The sequence below is a fragment of the Pseudomonas sp. TE9122 genome (assembly GCF_056278925.1).
In genome coordinates, this window is sequence record NZ_JBWBQI010000001.1 from 2,774,396 (window position 1) to 2,793,199 (window position 18,804).

Sequence of the window (18,804 nt, forward strand, 5' to 3'; positions counted from 1 at the left end):
GAATGTTGACGCTTACGAAACGGAGAATTCTATGTTCAAGCGTACCCTCGCCCTCACCGCCGGTCTGGCGCTGTCCTTTTCTGCCCTGATGACGCAAGCCGCTGATGTCCTGCGCGTCAGCGCGATTCCCGACGAAGCCCCGACCGAGCTGCTGCGCAAGTTCGAACCACTGGGTGCCTATCTTGAGCAGCAGTTGGGCATGAAGGTGCAGTTTGTGCCTGTCGCCGACTACCCGGCGGTGGTTGAAGCGCTGGCCACCGATCGCCTCGACATGGCCTGGCTCGGCGGTTTCACTTTTGTGCAGGCTCGTTTGAAGACCGACGCCACTACACCAGTGATCCCGCTGGTGCAGCGCGAACAGGATGCGCAGTTCACCAGCAAATTCATCACCGCCGACCCGAACGTGAAAAGCCTCGCCGACCTGAAGGGCAAGACCTTCGCCTTCGGTTCGGTGTCGTCCACCTCGGGCAGTCTGATGCCGCGTTACTTCATGCTGAAGAACGACGGCATCAAGCCTGAGGGCTTCTTCAGCCGCGTCGCCTACTCCGGCGCGCATGACGCCACCGTTGCCTGGGTGCAGGCCGGCAAGGTCGACGCTGGTGTGTTGAACGCCAGCGTCTGGCAGAAACTGGTCGACGCCGGCAAGGTCGACACCAACAAGGTCAAAGTCTTCGCCACCACCCCGACCTACTTCGATTACAACTGGACCGTGCGCGGCACCCTTGATCCGAAGCTGGCCGCGAAGATCAAGCAAGCCTTCCTCGACCTCGACCCGGCCAATCCTGAGCAGAAGAAGATCCTCGATCTGCAGGCCGCCAGTCGCTTCATCGAGACCAAGCCCGAGAACTACAAGGGCATCGAGGAAGCCGCCCGCGCCGCCGAACTGCTGAAATGACCCTACGCCTCACCCAGGGCAGCCTGCGCCATGCCAATGGCGTCGATGCCCTTCGCAACATCGACGTGCAGATTGGTGCCGGCGAACAGGTCGCGATCATCGGCCCGTCCGGCGCGGGCAAGTCGAGCCTGCTCAATCTGCTGGCCACCGCGCTCAAGCCCAGCAGTGGCGACATCGAAGTGCTCGGCGAACGCGCCTGGCACTTGTCGGCGCACCAGCGGCAGCGCCTGCGTGCGCGCATCGGCCTGGTGCATCAGGCGCCGCCGATTCCGCCGCGTCAGCGGGTCATTACGGCGGTGCTGGCCGGCAAGCTCGGTCAGTGGAGTCTGGGCAAAAGTCTGCTGAACCTGCTGCATCCACTGGATGTGGCGGGCGCTCGCGCGGCGTTGGCGCGGCTGGATCTGGGCGACAAACTGTTCGCCCATTGCCAGCAGTTGTCCGGCGGGCAATTGCAGCGCGTCGGCATTGCGCGAGTGCTGTATCAGGCGCCGGAAATATTGCTCGCCGACGAGCCAGTGTCAGCGATGGACCCGGTGCTTGCCGGCCACACGCTGTCGATCCTGTCGCGCCACGCCCGTGAGCACAACGTCACGCTGGTGGCGAGCCTGCACGCGGTGGACCTGGCGCTGGCGCACTTTCCACGGATCATCGGTTTGCGCGACGGGCAGATTCTTTTCGATTGCCCTTCTGCTGAAGTCAGCCGCGACAAGCTCGATGCGCTGTACGCCAATGAACAACTGCAATCGCCTGCGCCGGCGGTCGCGCCTTTGATTGTGCAGATTCCGCGATGCTGAAAGCCGATTCACGGGACCCGGCGGCGTGGCCGCGATTGTTGCTGACGCTGCTGGCGCTGGCTTTGCTGTGGCCGGGCATTCAGCTCAGCGAACTGGACTTGGGCGTGCTGTTTCAGGCCGATAGTCAGAACGAAATGGGCCGTTTTGTTTCGGCATTCTGGCCGCCGGCGCACGATCAGGCGTTCCTGCAACTGCTGCTCAAAGCCACCCTGCAAACCCTGGCGATTGCCACAGCGGGAATGGCCCTGGCGTTGCTGCTGGCAGTGCCGGCAAGCCTGATCGCCAGTCGCGCGTTGTCGCTCTCGGCGGCGTCACGGGGCGGCGTGCCGAGCCTGCCCGGGCGCTTGCTGCGCTGGCCGGTACGCGGCTTGCTGATCTTTTTGCGCAGCGTGCCGGAGATCGTCTGGGCGCTGTTGTTCGTGCGCGCGGTCGGCCTCGGCCCGGCGGCTGGCGTGTTGGCCATCGCCATCACCTACAGCGGCATGCTCGGCAAGGTCTACGCAGAAATTTTCGAATCCACCGACCAACGCCCGGCGCACGCATTGTTGCAGGCCGGCAGCGGTCGACTGGCGGCGTTTGCCTACGGCACGCTGCCGAATGTCGCCGCCGAACTGCTCTCGTACACGGTGTATCGCTGGGAGTGCGCGATCCGTGCCTCAGTGGTGATGGGCTTTGTCGGTGCCGGTGGGCTGGGGCAACAGATCGACCTGTCGATCCGCATGTTCGCCGGCGGTGAAGTCGCCAGCATGTTGCTGACGTTCCTGCTGCTGGTGCTGTGCGCCGATCAACTCAGCCGCTTGCTGCGCTGGAGGCTGGCATGAGGCGCCTGATCAACCTGCTGCTGCTCGCCGCCATTGCGGTCGCGGTGGTCGCCTCTTTTGCCTATCTGGAACTGGATCTCGCCGAACTCGGCAGCGCCAACAGCCTCAAGCAGATGGGCAGTTATGTGCAGCGTTTTCTAAGTCCCGACTTGAGCGCCGGTTACCTGAAAGCCATTGCCCACGGTTCACTGGAAACCCTGGCCATGTCCGCGTTGGGCACCCTGCTTGCGGCGCTGTTCGGCATCGTTCTCGCGCTGCCCGCTGCCGGGCGTTTCGGCTGGCCGCTGCAAAGTGCGGCGCGCCTGCTGCTCAACGGCTTGCGGGCGATTCCAGAGCTGGTCTGGGCGGCGCTGATGGTGCTTGCCGCCGGTCTCGGACCGAACGCCGGCACCCTCGCCCTTGCCCTGCACACCACTGGGGTGCTCGGTCGGCTATTTGCCGAAGCATTGGAAAACACTCCGCCACAACCGGCCGAGGCGATCCGTTTGCAGGGCGGCGATCCGATCCTCGCGTTCTGCTACGGCACCCTGCCGAACCTCGCCCCGCAACTGCTCGCCTACTGCCTGTATCGCTGGGAAAACAACATCCGCATGGCCAGCGTGCTGGGTTTCGTCGGCGCCGGCGGCCTGGGGCAGATGCTGTATGTCAGCTTGAGTCTGTTCCAGGAAGCCCAGGCCAGTACGGTGATTCTGGCGATGCTGTTGCTGGTGTTTCTGGTCGATTGGTTGAGCGCCTGGAGCCGGCAGCGTTGGGTCAACGCGTAGGCCAAGTGGATATTCGCCAAAAGCTGATTATGCTTCAGGAAACCTTGCAGCCCTGCGAGGCGGTCAGACTGTGCAAGCTTCACGCTAGAGCAACGGCGGCAGATGCCAACGGGCCAGAGTGCGACAGGCAGTAACGGGGGACTCCGGCCTACAACAATAAGCACGACGGAGAACCCCCATGGCCACAATCGACACAGCATCCACCGGCACACCGCCCCGCAGCGGCGGCATCACCAAGGAGGAGCGCAAGGTCATCTTCGCTTCCTCGCTGGGCACGGTTTTCGAGTGGTACGACTTTTACCTCTACGGCTCACTGGCGGCGATCATCGCCAAGCACTTCTTCGCCGGCGTCAACGAAACCACCGCGTTCATCTTTGCCCTGCTGGCGTTTGCCGCCGGGTTTGCGGTGCGGCCGTTCGGCGCCATCGTCTTCGGGCGCCTGGGTGACATGATCGGGCGCAAACACACGTTTCTGATCACCATCGTGATCATGGGCGTGTCCACAGCAATCGTCGGTTTGCTGCCCGGCTACGCCACCATCGGCGTCGCTGCCCCGGTGATTCTGATCACCCTGCGCTTGCTGCAAGGCCTGGCGCTGGGTGGTGAATACGGCGGCGCGGCGACCTACGTAGCGGAGCACGCACCACGCAATCGCCGTGGCTTTTTCACTTCGTGGATTCAAACCACCGCCACCCTCGGTCTGTTCATGTCGCTGCTGGTGATTCTCGCCTGTCGCACGGCGCTGGGTAACGAGGCGTTCGAGGCTTGGGGCTGGCGGATTCCGTTTCTGCTGTCGATCATTCTGCTGGCCGTGTCGGTGTACATCCGCCTGCAACTGAGCGAGTCGCCGGTATTCCAGAAAATGAAGGATGAAGGCAAGGCCTCGAAAGCGCCGCTGACTGAATCCTTTGCACGCTGGGACAACCTCAAAGTGGTAATCATGTCGCTGCTGGGCGGCACGGCCGGGCAAGCAGTGGTCTGGTACACCGGGCAGTTCTATGCGCTGTTCTTCCTGTTGCAAACATTGAAGATCGACGCGCAGACCGCCAACCTGCTGATCGCCGGATCGCTACTGATCGGCACACCGTTCTTCGTGATTTTCGGCAGCCTGTCCGATCGCATCGGGCGCAAACCGATCATCATGGCCGGGTGCATTCTGGCTGCTTTGACCTACTTTCCGATCTTTACTGCGCTGACCCAGTACGGCAACCCGGACGTGTTCGTCGCTCAGGAAAAAAATCCGGTCAAGGTGATCGCCAATCCTGATCAGTGTTCGTTCCAGTTCGATCCGGTGGGCAAGGCCAGATTCACCAGCTCCTGTGACCTGGCGAAAACGTTGCTGGCGAAACGCGCGATCCCTTATGAGAACGTCGCCGCCGAACCGAACACGGTCGCGCAGGTGCGCATCGGTGACCGCGTTGTCGAGAGCTTCGAAGGCAGCGCCCTCACCGCCGCCGACTTCAAGGCCCGCAACGACGCCTTCACCGCCAGCCTCGGCGCGGCGTTGAAAGACGCCGGTTACCCGGAAAAAGCCGACCCGGCGAAAATCAATTACCCGATGATGCTGCTCCTGCTGACCGTGCTGGTGATCTACGTGACCATGGTTTATGGCCCGATCGCCGCGTGGCTGGTCGAGCTGTTCCCGACGCGCATCCGCTACACCTCGATGTCGCTGCCCTACCACATCGGCAACGGCTGGTTCGGCGGCTTCCTGCCGACCGTGGCGTTCGCCATGGTCGCCGCCACCGGTGACATCTACTACGGGCTCTGGTACCCGATCGTCATTGCAGTGGCGACGGCAATACTCGGCACGTTCTTCCTGCCGGAAACCAAGGATCGCGACATTCTCAAGGACTGAAAAAAGCCGCAGCGCCCTCTCCTGCCGGAGAGGGCCTCGCAGCTGAAAAATTTCGAACGTCTGCCGCCGCGCTGTCTCCAATGTGTACACCCACAGGAGGCCAGCGCCATGAACCCCAACGACGACAAAACTCCCAACGCCCCACCCACCGATGCCAGCGGCAAACCGGTGAACGTGGTCGAGCGCGATCTGCAGGACCGCGACAACAACACCGAGGGCGTAGACAAAGTCATCACGCCGTCTTCCACTCGGGTCAAAGAGCAGGAAGCTGAAGAGCTACAGCGCAAAGTCGATGAGATCGAGCGTAAGGTTGCAGACGGTAACTGAGTGCAGCGTGGCTGTGGCCGCAGCTTTGAGCGGCGGCTGTCAGCCCGATGACCAAAAGCTGATTTCCTACAGAATTGAACTACACAGCTGATCGACTTCACGTGCATCACAAGCGAAGCGTCTGACAGATTTGCATCGTCTGTTTGCGGATGATGTCTCCCTCGTCCCGCCAGTGACGACAACGAGCCCACATCCCCTTAGACTGCTTCACATTGATCATGGAGGTCATGATGAGCGCTGAACTTTCACTTATCGTTTCAGACTTCGAAACCGAAGAAGAGGCTGCGGATTACGATCTTTGGTATCGCGCCAAGGTACAAGCCGCACTTGATGATCCACGTCCGCCTATCCCCCACGATGAGGCAATGGTGCTGCTAGGTCAGATGCTGGAAGAGAGACGCAAGAATCGACGCGCTGCCGGTTAGCTGGAGTAAACCGGCTCTTGGAGACCTGGCTGACATCATCGAATACGTAGAACAACGCAACACTGTCGCTTCAGTTGCACTGCACCAAAAGCTCAGCGCCGCAGCGCGAAGGCTTTCCTGGATACCGCATGGTTTCCGCTCCGGCCGAATACCGGGCACTCGCGAAATGGTCATCAACTCGAATTATTTACTGGTCTATCAGGTGACAGACCACATCAAAATTCTGACCGTGTTGCACGCCCGTAAAAAATATCCATAACCATTCATAAAAAAAGGCGGCCAACCGGCCGCCCAAACGTACTGCACGAGAGCCTTTTACAACGTCAGCTGCCCACGCTCCTCCTCGGTCAGCTGCTGCTTAGCCTGTTCATCCAATGCCCCGGCGCCCAGCACCTGCACCGGGCTGTCCGGGTTATAACCCGTCGCTGGCGCGCGACTGGCACCATCGCGCGTTGGTGCCAGTTGCTCGTTGCCGAAGCTGAGAACCTGCACGGTGAACACCGAGGCCTGGTTCTGCCGCGCCGCTGCCTGTTGCTGCCGGACGACGTCTTCCGCCGCTTGCGTAGCGGAGGATGCCGCCGAACTGGCCGAGGTGATCGCGCCGGTGTTCACCGCCGACACCACCGGCACGCCGGTTGCCTTGCCCTGCACCGAAATGTTCGCGGCGTTGACCACAGTCAGCGCGGCGATGTTGACGTTACCCGACACGCGAATCCCCGCCTCGCCGGCATCGATGGTGCCCAGTGGCGCAATCAGGTCGATGTTGCCCGGTGCCACTTCGGCGATCGGATTGAGCGTGGCGATACCGGCGCCGGTACTCGGCACCGACGGCGACAGCGTGACGTTGCCCCAGATGTCGTAGACACGTTTTGGCGGCGTGTAGACCACGGTGGTTTTCGAGCCGCGACCGGCGTTGATGTCGCCCTCGGCGGACCAGCCGAGAATCGAGCCGCCGAACGTGGTCATGATCCGGCTCTGGCCGAGCAGAATGCTGCCTTGCGAGTACAACTGAATGTCGCCCGAACCTTGGGTGATGATCCCCGCCGTCGACGGCGGCGCCGCGCCTTCAATACCGAACACCTGACCACCGCCCGGCGTGAGCATCTGGATATCGCCGCCAAACAGCGTCTTGACCCCGGCGCCGCCGTACATCGTGATATCGCCGTCGTAGCGAATCGGATTGCCGGCGACATCAGTGGTCGGAAACAGTGCCGCAATGGCGTTGCGACCGCGCAGGTAACTGCCAGTGCGTGGACCATCGGCATCGGTGTATTCCAGGCCACCGGCACGCAATTCGGCGAAGTACACCTGGCGGGCGAAGATCGCCTGTTCGGTACTCGGCAGTGCGGCGAAGAACGCTTGCGCCTGTTCGTCGCTACCCTTGAAGCCATAACCCAGGCTCAGCCAGCTCTGCAGTTCTTCGACGAAGGTCTTGACCACTTTGCCCGGTTGCGCGCTCAGAGCCACCGCTGAATCCGCTACGTTTTGCGGGTTCAGATAACGCGCAATGAACCGTGAGTAATCCGGCCCCTGCGCGCCCGCACCCGCTTGCATCACGATGCTCGCACCGGGGCGCTGATCACCTGCCACGACAGGGCCGAGGCTGGTGATGCTGGCGCGATCTTCCATCAGGATATTGCGCCCGGCATTGACGTCCAGAACACCCGGGCCGGCAATGTCGAAGCTGCTGTAGAGAATGTCTCGCCCGGCCGAAATCCGCGAAATGTCGCGCGCATCGTTATGCACGAACAGATTGCCGGTAGACGCGATCTGTTCGTTATTGCGACCCATGCCCCCAACGGGCGCAAACGTGGGTTGCCCCAAATTGGTACCGGACGCCACGATGTCACGCCCCGCCACCATCCACACCGGGCCTGCCGATTCATACCAGGTGCGCTTCGTGGTCGCGAACGCCAGCGTTTCGCCCGTGCGAATTCCTACCAGGTCACCGGTCAGTGCATAGAAGCGCGCCGGCCCCTGAACACTGCTCAACCCCGAGTAGCTATCGGGACCAAAGGCAAACAGTGGATAGCGCGAATTGGTTTGCGCCAGCACACCATCGCTGCCGGCGTTGGTCGTGATCGGCCGAGCGGACTGGTTGTTGCCGTAGCCATTGAACGCGGGTGCAAACGGTGTGGCGAGCGCCGCTGGGCTGGCCCCTGACTGGTTGATGGCGTAGCCGCCGGCATAGATCGAATCCCCAGCGATCAGTTCAAGCTGCCCCGCGCTGGAAGGCGCCAACAGCAATGACCAGGCCAGAGCCGGCGCCGGGTTGCCTATGCCGTAGGCCGCTGATGGTCCCGCATAAATCGAGCCCTGGCCGGCCACGGCACGCAATATCGAAGGAAAGACGAAGCGGTCATCGGTCGGTGACCCGTTAAGCCCGGCGACGGGGTCCTGCCCGGTGGTTTCCATCAACTGGGTGCTGGGCGTCAGGTTGCCGCCGGCCGAGAACAAATCGATGGCCGTGTGATCGGTCCACAGCGAGAAACCACTCAAACCGCCACCGGCATGGTAAATGCCATCCGCCGTGGTAAACGGTGTGGAGTTCTGCAACCTCACGCGGCCCGGATCGGCGGCGCCACCCAACACCAGATCGCCGCGGGTGTTGAGGCGCATGCCGGAGTCACCGGGAATCAGCACCAGCCCACCACTGGCATTACTGGCCGTCGAGTTGAACGGGTCGAAGGCGCGCGTTTCCCGTGGGTCATGAAACAGCGCCGAGGCGCCGTACTGCAGATTGATACCGCCCAACGCGGCGCCCGTCAGTTGCGCCGCACCGCGCAGGTTGATGAGCGCGCCCTGCAAGTCGTGCGTCGGCGTGCCGGTACCCGCGAGGCCGGCACGTGCCTGCAGAGACGGATTAAGGACACCGCCCAGACGAATATCCAGGTCTCCGCCACCGGTCAGTTGCAGGTTCCCGTCACTGTCCACGCGGCCCGTACTGCCGACAGCCACGATCAACCCCTGACTGCGAGGGTACGACGCATACCTGTCGTCGCCCATGGCCTTGAGCATGCCTGCATCCCCGCCGGCGCTCAGACTGATGTTGCCGCCGCCCAGCGTACCGAACCCGGTAAAGCCCACCAGATAAGGTCTGGTTTCCTCGCCCAGCGCTGGCAATGGCTGCGCAGCGTAGCTGCCGAAATTGATCCACCAGGCAGTCGGTACATCGTTGTTGCCGGTGCCCTGGCGCCAGAGCCAATTGCCCACCGCCACACTGGGCACCTGCTCCCGCGTACCGTCGCCCGTGGCGACCGAGCGACGGCCAAGCACATCACCCGACACAGACCCGCCGGCATTGATCGTCAGGTTACCGCCCATCTGCGGATACCAGGCCTGATAGAGGTTGGCACTGCCGCCATCGACCCATTTTTCGTAATCGCTGCCAACGCTGCCCAATACCGAGCCATCAGCCGACAGCCTTCCGCGGGGCTGGTTATAACGCGCGTCGACGTCTGCCGATTGGGTGCCGGCGGTGTAGACGCCGAAAGGTGAGGCCATGCTCAGGTTACCGGCCGCCATCAAATCCAGGTCGCCGGTGCCAGTACGCAAAACGCTGAACATCTGCGTGTGGGCCTGGGCGCTCTTGCTCGGATTGTTTTCAATGCACAGTGCCGGGTCGATGGAGCACCAGAACAATTCGTCATCGTTCATCGGTGTGTAATCCGGCATGCCCATCCAGTTGCCAGGCGCCCACACACTGCGCGCCATGGGCGCGCAAGAACCGGGAGCGATATCACAGAGCACAAGGTATTCCTCGGGAACCGGTTCGTACGGTGTAAAGCCATACTCGTTATCCACCGCCCAGACCAGTTTGCCGGCCACCTCGATCATGCTCACACCATAGTGAGTGTCGGCCATCTGCAAGTTGCCAACGCTGGCCTGAGGTTTCACGCTACGGCTGTCGGCCGCGGTCAGATCGGCCCCTGCCACCATGCGCATCGACCACGACGCACTGCCCGCCGGCAGCATGCTGGCGATCGCCCAGTTTCGACCTTGCTGGTTTCCATTGGCAGGACGCAGGTCGAGGAATACCGTGCCATCGGCGAGCTTCACGTTGGTCATGGAGGGGATCAGCGAACCCCGCAACAGCGCCAACGTTCCGTTCAACACCACACCCACCGTTTTATTGTCGGCATCAACCGCACCCGGCAGCGGCACGCCTTTGGGCCAGAGCAGGGCCTGCAGTGCGGTGGCGTTGTTCAAGCGAATACCTGCACCCAAACGACTGCCGGCCGGCAGGGTCACAGCGTTGTCGAGCAACGTACCGGCGGCATACATCAGGTTACCCGCCGCGTCATGCACATCGCCGGCCAGCACCGTTCCACCCTGTAACACGTAAGGTGCGGCCAAAGTGCTCTGAACCGGCAACACCGTGCCCGCAGCCAGTGTGGCGGCTTGAATCGGCAGGTCGTAATTCAAGGTGGCGCCAACCGGAAAGAGCGTCCCTTCGGCAAGGCTGACACCACTGCCCGGTACGATCAGGTCACCGCCGAAAGGCTGTATCCCCGGCAACAGTTTCCAGCCGGCGTCGTCCACGGTTTCCGGCGGCGGTGCGAAACCGTCGTTGATGCTGCCGTAGATATCGAGGTTGCCACCGGCACGGATCAACAGGCTGCCCGCTTCCCCGCTGCCATACACCGAGGTCCGGCGAGTGTGCGGGTTGAGGCTGGCGTAACGGTAGCCGGACAAGTCGAGATCGCCCTGCACCACCAGATCGCCGTCAGCGGTTTTGCTGACGATTTCCACCCCCGGGCGCAGATGAAACGCATCGGCATAGGTCGCATTGTTGAGGCCGGCCAGTTTGCGTTGTAGCAGATCACTGTTACCCAGCGCCGCATCGATAAAGCCGCTGCTGTCTGAGTGAATGCGATCCAGGTAGGCTTGATCGATCACTTGATACGGGCGACCGCTGGCCGCCGGATCGGTGCCATCGGCAGCATCACTGTAACTTCGCACGGCATTCAGCCCGATGGAGCGGGCACCTTGAATATTCAACGTACCGCTGGCATCCACCGCAATGTCACCGCCGCCCAGGCGCGGTGCATTCAGCTCCAGCGTCCCACGCAACACGTCATCGCGTTGTCCCGCCTGGTTTCCAGGCACGGCATCGGTGCCGTGACGCAGATCAATCCGTGCACCAGCGGCCAGCGTCAGCACGCCGTCACCTGAATTGAGTTCAACCATGGCGCGGTTCGGTGCGTCGATGATTTTGCCGTAGCTGTCGACGCGCAGTACGCGGCCATGGGCATCGAGCAGCGCGTTGCCTGTCAGGTTCAAACCGTTTTTGCCGGCAAGGCGAATGCTGCCGACCCGTTCACCACTGGCATCGATCACCCCGCCCACGGTCAGGTTGCCGTTGTCCACCGAGACATTGACTTGGCCCGCTTTGAGTTCGTTACCGATACGCAGATTGCCCTGCTTGAACTGGAAACTTCGACTGCCCACTACTCCGCCGGCATTCAAGCGCAGGTTAAGGCTGGCAAAGGCCTCGCTCAAATCACCCGCCAGGCGCTGGGCGCGAATGTCCACGCCAGCGGCCTTGTACGGCACCCACGTACCGCCCGCGTCGTAATAGCCACTGCTGCTGCCGACAATCTGCCCTTGCAGATCAACCTGTCCAGCGTCAGTGGCCAGGGCCACAACGTTCAATTGCCCGGCCTGATTGTTGACGGCGGACAGATCGATTCGCGAGCCCGCCAACTGACGAATATTGCCGTTGTTGCTCTGCAACGACACGTCGCCGCCCCAGCTGTATTTCTGCACATCATTGAACGGCAGAACCCGGCCCGCCATGTCCACCTGCGCGCCGCTGCCAAGCAGCAGATCATCCTCGGCATTGACCAGCAGCTTGCCGCTGGCGAGGACGATGCGACTGTCGAGCACAACACTGCGTGCCGTCAGGCTCAGTTGCGCACCGAGGGCATCCGCGGCAGACGTTGTGGCGCTACCACTCAGAGTCAGGTTGTTGCCCGCCTTGAGTTCACTGACCGAGGCGGCCTCGCCGGTCAGCAATGGCGTGCGCAGATTGAGATTGCCGCCGCTGTAGCTGAACCCCTTGACCGCGTCATAAGCTCCTTGGGATTCGTACACCGCCAGACTGCCCTTGTGGTTGGCGGTGATGCGCTCGCTGGCGTTGAAGTTGACGTTGGCAAATCCCAGGGCCAGTCGGTTATTGCGATCCAGGCCATTGGGCTGCGGGTTCGGGCCATAACCCAATTCGATCCGCTGCGCCTGAATATCCAGCGTGCCGTGCCCGTTGCCGGCGCCGTCGTTGACGACCGTACCCGGGGCCTGAGTCGCCCCGTTCCAGATCAGATTGCGGGTGCGGATCGTCGCGACATCGGTGGCAGCGCCCGAGCCGTAGATAGCCGGGCTACCCAACACCAGATTCTGCAAACGGCTCTGGCCGGTCTGCGGATCAATGGTGTCGAGGGTCACGCTGCCGAAAAAGTTGAACGCATCGCGGGCCACCAGACTCAGGGTTTCCAGGGCGGGGGCGCCAGATTGCGTGTCGCCCTGCAACAGGCGATCCAGCACGTTCTGGTTAAGCGTCAGGCCCGCGGGTGTGCGGCCGCTGGCTGCGGCCAGTGCTTGCGGACTGCCGGCATTGACCACACCGACCGAAAGCCCGAGTTGGCGAGTGCCAAAGCGCACGCTTTCGCCCAGTTCGAAGTCTTTGTCAGTGGCGGCGATGATGCTGCCGTTGGAGTACAGCAACGCCGCAGCGGTGCAATCGGCCGTCGGACAGTTGCCGATACGAATGCTCCCGCCCCCGCCATCGGAGGGCGCAAGCACCGGCGTCCAGCCGTTGGACACCACCAGCAGGCTGGAGCGCCCCGGTTCGTAGACGAAACCGGCTGCGGCATCATACGGGACGTTACCTCGCCCCAAGGTATTGACCCCCGCTCCCGCATCGATGGTGATGCCGCCATTGGCGCTGTTACTGCTCAACACAACCTCTGGCGCCGATAGGATCGCGCCTTCGCGCAGACGAATCGCCGAGGTATTGCCGATCACCTTGATCGAGCCGCCCTCTGAACCGTAATACACGGTTGGGGTGCCACCGATGGTCAAACGTCCGGCATTCAAGCGGTTGAGGGTGTCGGCGTACAGCGATACACCGTCGAACCCTGGCGTTCGCGTATGCCCGGCACCGAGAATTTCAAACTCTGCGCCGGTATAACCGCCCTGAACGACCGCCGTACCAATGACTCCGCCGCTGGCAGGTTTGAACAGCACCTGCCCGTTGAAATCCAGGGCTGAGTCGTGCTCGCCGCCACTGACCATGCGCAGGTGCAGCGTGTTGCCGTCCAGCGGTGTGCGGGCGCGCGGCAGACCGCGGCGGGCAGCATCGTTGAGCACAAATTGGCTGAACCCGGTTTCGTTGTACTGTGAATAGCGCCGCAGCACATCGGCAGACGTCACGATGACCTGGCTGGGCAAACTGTCGCGGATACCGGTGTTGGCAATCGACAGCTGTCCGGCCGTGGTCCACGAGCCATTGCGCAACTTCAACGCACTGTCCATCGGCCCCGCAATCGCTTGACCATTGATTTCGACCCGGAAGGCGCCCGGTAACAAGGCAAAGGTCGATGGCAACAAGGTGTAGGTGCCGGGTGCCAGTCCGGCAACGCCGGTCCCGAGGGTGATCTGCTGGCCGATACGCGGGTCGACCGCGCCGGCCTCGGCCAGCATCGGCGCATAGCGGCTCTGGTCACCGGCCACGATTGCATACACGGGGTTGTTGGCCAGTCCCGGCAAACTGAAGGTGCCATCGGTGGCATTGCGTACCAGCGGATTGAAACGCGCATCGGTGGAGCCACCTCGTCCGGAGACAAAACCGGCACCGCGCAAATCGCCGCCGCCCGAAAGGTCGATCACCGCCCCGGCCTGCACATTGGTGTATTGCGCATCAAGGATGACCCCGGAGGTCGCTCCGGCAATGCCATTCAACATCACCGACTTACCGTTGTACCGATAGTCGATACCGTCGGTGGTTCCTCCATAGGGCATGACCAGTCCGGCGGCGCTGACTGAAGTCACGCTGCCCGGCAGAAGTTGAAGTTCACGGGTTTTGACAATGACGTCATCACCCAGGGATATCAGCCCCAAAGGCGCACGAATGACGCCGCCCTGCTCGATCTGTCCCGCACTGAGTGTCAGGCTGCCGAACACCGAGTAAGGCAAAGCGGTCGGCGCCGCCCCGTGATTGCCGATACGCAACGTATGCTCCGGCACCGATCCGGCCATACTTTGATAGCCCACTCGCACCTCAGCCGAGACGCCACTGGCCGGGTAGATCTGCGCAGCCCGCATGTGCATGTCACCCGCAGTCCACAGACGGCTGCGCTGCTGTTCATCGGTTGGCGCGAGGAAGCGCAAGTCGCCCTGGCTGTCGAGCGTGACCAGACCAAAGCCACGGCGGCTGACCGCCAGCGCCGGTGCGGCCGATTGCACAAGAGTCCCTTCGGTGCCGAATGAAAGCGAGTTGCCCACGTCCAGCAGGTTCGCGCTGGCGGTGAATTGCGCGCCGGACAACTGCGCTGTCGGATTGCTCATCACCCGCGGACGCACTTTGACTTCCGAGCTCAAATAGGTGCCCAGCCCTGACAGGCGCAGGTAAGGTGCGCTGAGGTTGACCCGGGCGCTGTCACTCGCCGACTCGGCCAATGAAAGAGAACCGGCGAACAGGCTCAGGCCCTGCCCCATATGCAGGTCGACATCGCCGTCGAACGTCATCAGACCGTTGCTCAGCAGACTCACGCTGCCGAAGCCACCGCTCATCAGCTGATCGGCACTCAAGCGTGCACGCCCGTAGCGTAAAAGTGGCGAAGCCTCACCCGCTCGCAGCGGCTGCGGCAGTGCCGGCGCGGACCCTTGGCCAATGATCATTTCACGTGGCACGCGCACCGCATTGCTCAAGTTCGCGGGACCGTACGCCGGTGTATCCAGAGCGATCTCCAGACGCCCGCCCGCCGCACCTGCACCGCCAGCACTGGCCTGCAGACTGCCCTCGATGAACAGACCATTGTAGGAACTCAGGGTGATCCGTCCGCCATCGGTGGCCACACGAGCGGGGCCTTGCCCACCGCTATCGAGCACGGCTTGCGCACCGGACGCTTCCAGTCGCGCACCTTGGCGGATGATGACGTAAGCATCGGCAGCGGTCGCCGTGATTTTCTTCACATCAATCTCGCCACCGACAATGATCGAGCCACCCTTGCCAACCTGGCCGTAGACGCGGCCCAGCGCATCGACAGCGGTCGCTGCCCGACCGGCGACATCGATCAAGGCATGTTCACCGATCCAGATCGAACGGTTGTGCGGGGTCGGATCGGCCTCTTGCAAGGACGTCGCCACATCAATCGCGCCGAACTGCTGTTGACGGATATCGACAATACCGCCCCAGGCGTTGAGTTCACCATCAAGCGTGATCTGGCCTGCCCCGCGCAAACCGATGCGCTGGCCGGGATCGACACTGATCCGTGAGCCTTCGCCAATCGACAACGGACTGCTGGCGGGATCAATCAAGCCAGCAAGCGTCGCGCCGGCCTGCAATGCGACAGAAGCGCCGGCCCTTTGCGTCAAGACGCCCTTGAGCGGGTCTTCCTGAAATAACGCGGGAGTCCATAGCTCCAGCGCAGCGCGCGGCGACAAACCGGACACAATGGTCGAGGCGGATTCGCCAAATCGATAGACCGGCATCTGCACATCGATCGCGCTTTGCGCGGCGACCTCCAGCTCCTTCAGACCGATGATGTTGTAGGCGCTGAACCCCGTGCGGAACAGCTCCGGCGTCAGGCGCAGGGTCTGGTCTTCGGACACTTCGCCGGAAGCGCCGATCCGCACCTTGCTGGCCTGCACGGTCAAGGTGCCGCCGCCGTTCACGCCATAGCCCTGCACCTCGCCATCGAGCACCATGCGCGACAGGCCTGGCGCACTGTTGGCGCTGGATTCAAGCGTCACGTCGCCACCCTTGCCGCCACGCATCTTGCCGTTGGCCAATACCGCACCGCCCGACGAAACATCGACCAGACTGCCACTGGCCAGCAGAATATCGCCGGTACTGCGGATCGACACCGTCCCGCCATTGAGGTACGCCAGGCCGCCCGCGTCGTCCGGGTTACTCGACAGGTTGCTCCACAGACCGCGTGTCTGCAGCTGCACACCCTGCGCAACCGTCACCCGCGCTTGCTTGCCTGCTGAAACCTGGAGACTGGTGTCATCACGCCGATCGGTGGCGAGCTGGTTCAAAACGTTGCCCAATTGCAGGCTGCCGCCTTGCGCAATCAGATCGGCATTGACCTGCACGTCAGGGCTGAACAGGGTGATGTTGCCACCGTGATCCACCGTCACGCCTTCATTGACTTCAATCGTGTTTTTCGCCGAAATCTTCAGCGCGCCCAGCGCGAAACCATTGAGCAGCCCGGCATCGAGGAACAGTTTGCCTGCGCGTTCTGCCGCGACCGCGTCGGTCAGCCCTGCGTTCGCTACGCTGGCATGCGCGCCCCCCACTTGCACCTGATCGAGCAACGGGTCGAGTTGATAGAGCAGGCCTGCACTGGCAGCGACATAAGCAGCATCGTAACTGCCAACCACCAACTGCCCTCGCCGCGCCCGGGCGGTCTGGGTCTGGGCATAGCCGTCCAGACCTGCCCGCGGTGCCTGGATTTGCCGTTCGCCCTGAAATACCTCACCCAACAGCTGGCCTTCCAGCACGGCGTTGCCCGTGGCGATCACCAACTGGCCGGCATCCCGGCCAACGGTGTAACCCGCTTCCTGACGACGCGCCGGCGCGATCAGCGGGCTATAGAAATAATCCGTCTGGCCCCAGCGCTCGCTGTGACTTTCGTAACCTTTGTAAAGACCGTTGTAGAGAATATCGCCCGGCGCACGCGACACTTCGTATAAGCGCCCGTCCGCACCGCGCAGCCAGCTCTGGCGAATCTCGCCGCCCTGCACATCAAGCGTGCCGCCGGACACATTGATCAGCGAACCTTTTTCGCTGATCACGTCCTTTCCGGAAAACCGCACCTCACCGCCCTGCGCCATCCATTCACCAACGCCATGGCCCTGAGTGCCGAGGTATCCGCCGACCTCCAACAACCCACCGGCGGTGTACCAGCGGTCGGTGGCGTAACCGTTGGTGCCCGCCGGCACGAATACCAGCTCACGGACATCGACCCAGATGTCGTTACTGTTGAGCGCGCCGCTCTCGCGATTGACCGGCGCATCACGCTGCTCGTTGCCCTGGACGTTGATCTTGATGTTGTTGTTTGCCATCGCCACTTTGACGCCGAGGGCGCCGGACACGTCGATCACCGCCCCCTCGCGCAATAGACTGCGCTGTCCGGCGGCAACCGCCACCTGCCCACCGGTGGCAAGGGTGATCGAGCCGCTTTTGAATTCGACGGTGCCGCCGCTGCCGATGTCGATGCGTGACTGATCGCTGCGGATCCGGTTGTTGGCATTGACGCCGGTCAGCGCCGCCTCGCGCTGGCTGTCCAGGGCCGTGAGATCACTGCTGTCGAGCAGAATCGCACTGACGCCATTTTCGCCCAGGGTCACACGGCCTTGGGCATCGCTGGCCGGATTGAGCAGATGCACGGTGCCGCGCGTCGCCACCGAAGTGCTCGCCAGCAGCACACCGTTTTGCACAACATCGCGGCCGGTCAGGGTGATGTCGCCGGTGGATGCCTGGATCAGGCCGGTGTTGCTGACTTTGCCCGAGCTGTCAGCCTTGAAACCGGGAATGACCTCACTGCCGAAAGTGGTTGAATAACCATTGCCGTCAGTGCCCGAGCCCTTGCGGATATAGAAACGGTCCCCCGCACCCAGCACCGTCTGACCTTTGGCCGTACTGATCGAGCCGTCGTTCTGCACGTCCTGGCCGAGCAGCAAGGTATAGCCGCCGGCGTCGGTGGAGAGCGCAGGTTGATGCGTTTGTATGGTTGCGCCACGCTCCACCAGGACTTTGCCAGCAGCGTCGGTAAAGGTTGGCTGACTGCCGGTGCTGTCGAAATACAGACCCCGATTGCGAAATTGTGCATCGGTCATGTTCGCGGCTGCCGCTACCAGATTTCGTACATTGACCTGGCTGCCACCGCTGAAGACGATGCCGTTGCGGTTGATCAGCATCACCGTGCCGTCCGCTTTGATCTGCCCCTGAATCTGGCTGGCCCGTGCGCTCGGATCGTTGACGCGATTGAGCACCGCCCAGTTGGCCTGCTGGGCAAATTCCACTGTGGTATTGCGGCCGACGTTGAACGTTTCCCAATTGAGAATCGCCTTGTCGGCGGTCTGCTCGATCTTCACCGTGGTCTTGCCGTCGGCCTGGGTTTGTTGCGGGCCTTTGGCGTTCATCCAGCCCTGGCTCAGGCTGTTATCGACCTTAAGGCCGCCCTCGCCCAATCCGTCCGGAACCACTTGCACACTGCCCAATGCGGCGGCACGTCCAGCGGCTTGTGCGGCCTGCTGAGCGGCAATCGCTGCAACGGTGTTATTGAGTGTCTGCAAAGAGCGCTGCAACTGCTGGCTGGCCCGTTGCTGCTGTGCCAGCGGTGGGGTCATCCCCGGCAGACCGCTCCCACCCGGACGCGACGCCGAAGCCTGCTGCGCTGCGCCCTTCGCGGCAAACCAGGTGGAACTGAACGCTGTCGCCGCCTCGGCACTGCCCGCCACCAGACACAAGGCGACAGCTTGCGCCAATGGCTTGAGCAGCCACTGTGCGGGATCGCCCGCGCCACGTTTGATCGGCCGGATACGGTTACTGTGACGGGAGGTGCGAGCAAGCATCACTACAGGTCCTTTTGGGTGGCAGGTCGGATCAGCCCTGCTGTTACGACATAGGCAGTTGGCGAGCCTCACGACCGAACGGATGTCACACAAACTTCATGTTCGAGGAGTAAATCGGC

The 18,804-nt window shown here is 62.5% G+C and carries 9 protein-coding genes; 8 read left to right on the top strand and 1 reads right to left on the bottom strand.

Annotated elements, in window-relative coordinates; all coding sequences use genetic code 11:
- Window positions 1–31: 31 nt before the first annotated feature.
- From ACZ9BE_RS12510 to ACZ9BE_RS12545, 8 genes are all read left to right on the top strand, one after another.
- Window positions 32–895 (top strand): putative selenate ABC transporter substrate-binding protein, encoded by an 864-nt coding sequence (locus ACZ9BE_RS12510; RefSeq protein WP_123442322.1) that lies wholly within the window; start codon window positions 32–34, stop codon window positions 893–895.
- Window positions 892–1,689, top strand: coding sequence for a phosphonate ABC transporter ATP-binding protein (locus ACZ9BE_RS12515; protein ID WP_252878308.1), 798 nt, complete (start codon window positions 892–894; stop codon window positions 1,687–1,689). Before ACZ9BE_RS12510 ends, ACZ9BE_RS12515 begins: the two co-directional genes overlap by 4 nt.
- Window positions 1,683–2,510: a PhnE/PtxC family ABC transporter permease gene (locus tag ACZ9BE_RS12520; protein ID WP_150635119.1), complete on the top strand. Its 828-nt coding sequence runs from the start codon at window positions 1,683–1,685 to the stop codon at window positions 2,508–2,510. Before ACZ9BE_RS12515 ends, ACZ9BE_RS12520 begins: the two co-directional genes overlap by 7 nt.
- The gene (gene phnE, locus ACZ9BE_RS12525; RefSeq protein WP_476249498.1) at window positions 2,507–3,274 is read left to right on the top strand and encodes a phosphonate ABC transporter, permease protein PhnE; all 768 of its coding nucleotides are present in this window, start codon (window positions 2,507–2,509) and stop codon (window positions 3,272–3,274) included. The genes ACZ9BE_RS12520 and phnE overlap by 4 nt, the downstream gene beginning before the upstream one ends.
- Before the next feature lie 178 nt (window positions 3,275–3,452).
- Window positions 3,453–5,132, top strand: coding sequence for an MFS transporter (locus ACZ9BE_RS12530; RefSeq protein WP_130901568.1), 1,680 nt, complete (start codon window positions 3,453–3,455; stop codon window positions 5,130–5,132).
- Between the two features lie 108 nt (window positions 5,133–5,240).
- Window positions 5,241–5,459, top strand: coding sequence for a hypothetical protein (locus tag ACZ9BE_RS12535; protein WP_016774958.1), 219 nt, complete (start codon window positions 5,241–5,243; stop codon window positions 5,457–5,459).
- A gap of 230 nt (window positions 5,460–5,689) precedes the next feature.
- Window positions 5,690–5,884: a type II toxin-antitoxin system RelB family antitoxin gene (relB, locus tag ACZ9BE_RS12540; protein WP_056789559.1), complete on the top strand. Its 195-nt coding sequence runs from the start codon at window positions 5,690–5,692 to the stop codon at window positions 5,882–5,884.
- 37 nt (window positions 5,885–5,921) lie between these two features.
- Window positions 5,922–6,143 carry a type II toxin-antitoxin system RelE/ParE family toxin gene (locus ACZ9BE_RS12545; protein WP_236708189.1) on the top strand — a complete coding sequence of 74 codons (222 nt, stop codon included), beginning with the start codon at window positions 5,922–5,924 and terminating at the stop codon, window positions 6,141–6,143.
- Between the two features lie 56 nt (window positions 6,144–6,199).
- Here ACZ9BE_RS12545 and ACZ9BE_RS12550 read toward each other — a convergent pair whose 3' ends face one another.
- Window positions 6,200–18,685 (bottom strand): filamentous haemagglutinin family protein, encoded by a 12,486-nt coding sequence (locus ACZ9BE_RS12550; protein WP_476249499.1) that lies wholly within the window; start codon window positions 18,683–18,685, stop codon window positions 6,200–6,202.
- Between the last annotated feature and the right edge of the window lie 119 nt (window positions 18,686–18,804).

Bases quoted from the DNA above. Each gene is read 5' to 3' on its own strand.
- ACZ9BE_RS12510 (WP_123442322.1), top strand. From the start codon at position 32: ATGTTCAAGCGTACCCTCGCCCTCACCGCCGGTCTGGCGCTGTCCTTT.
- ACZ9BE_RS12515 (WP_252878308.1), top strand. From the start codon at position 892: ATGACCCTACGCCTCACCCAGGGCAGCCTGCGCCATGCCAATGGCGTC.
- ACZ9BE_RS12520 (WP_150635119.1), top strand. From the start codon at position 1,683: ATGCTGAAAGCCGATTCACGGGACCCGGCGGCGTGGCCGCGATTGTTG.
- phnE (WP_476249498.1), top strand. From the start codon at position 2,507: ATGAGGCGCCTGATCAACCTGCTGCTGCTCGCCGCCATTGCGGTCGCG.
- ACZ9BE_RS12530 (WP_130901568.1), top strand. From the start codon at position 3,453: ATGGCCACAATCGACACAGCATCCACCGGCACACCGCCCCGCAGCGGC.
- ACZ9BE_RS12535 (WP_016774958.1), top strand. From the start codon at position 5,241: ATGAACCCCAACGACGACAAAACTCCCAACGCCCCACCCACCGATGCC.
- relB (WP_056789559.1), top strand. From the start codon at position 5,690: ATGAGCGCTGAACTTTCACTTATCGTTTCAGACTTCGAAACCGAAGAA.
- ACZ9BE_RS12550 (WP_476249499.1), bottom strand. From the start codon at position 18,685: ATGCTTGCTCGCACCTCCCGTCACAGTAACCGTATCCGGCCGATCAAA.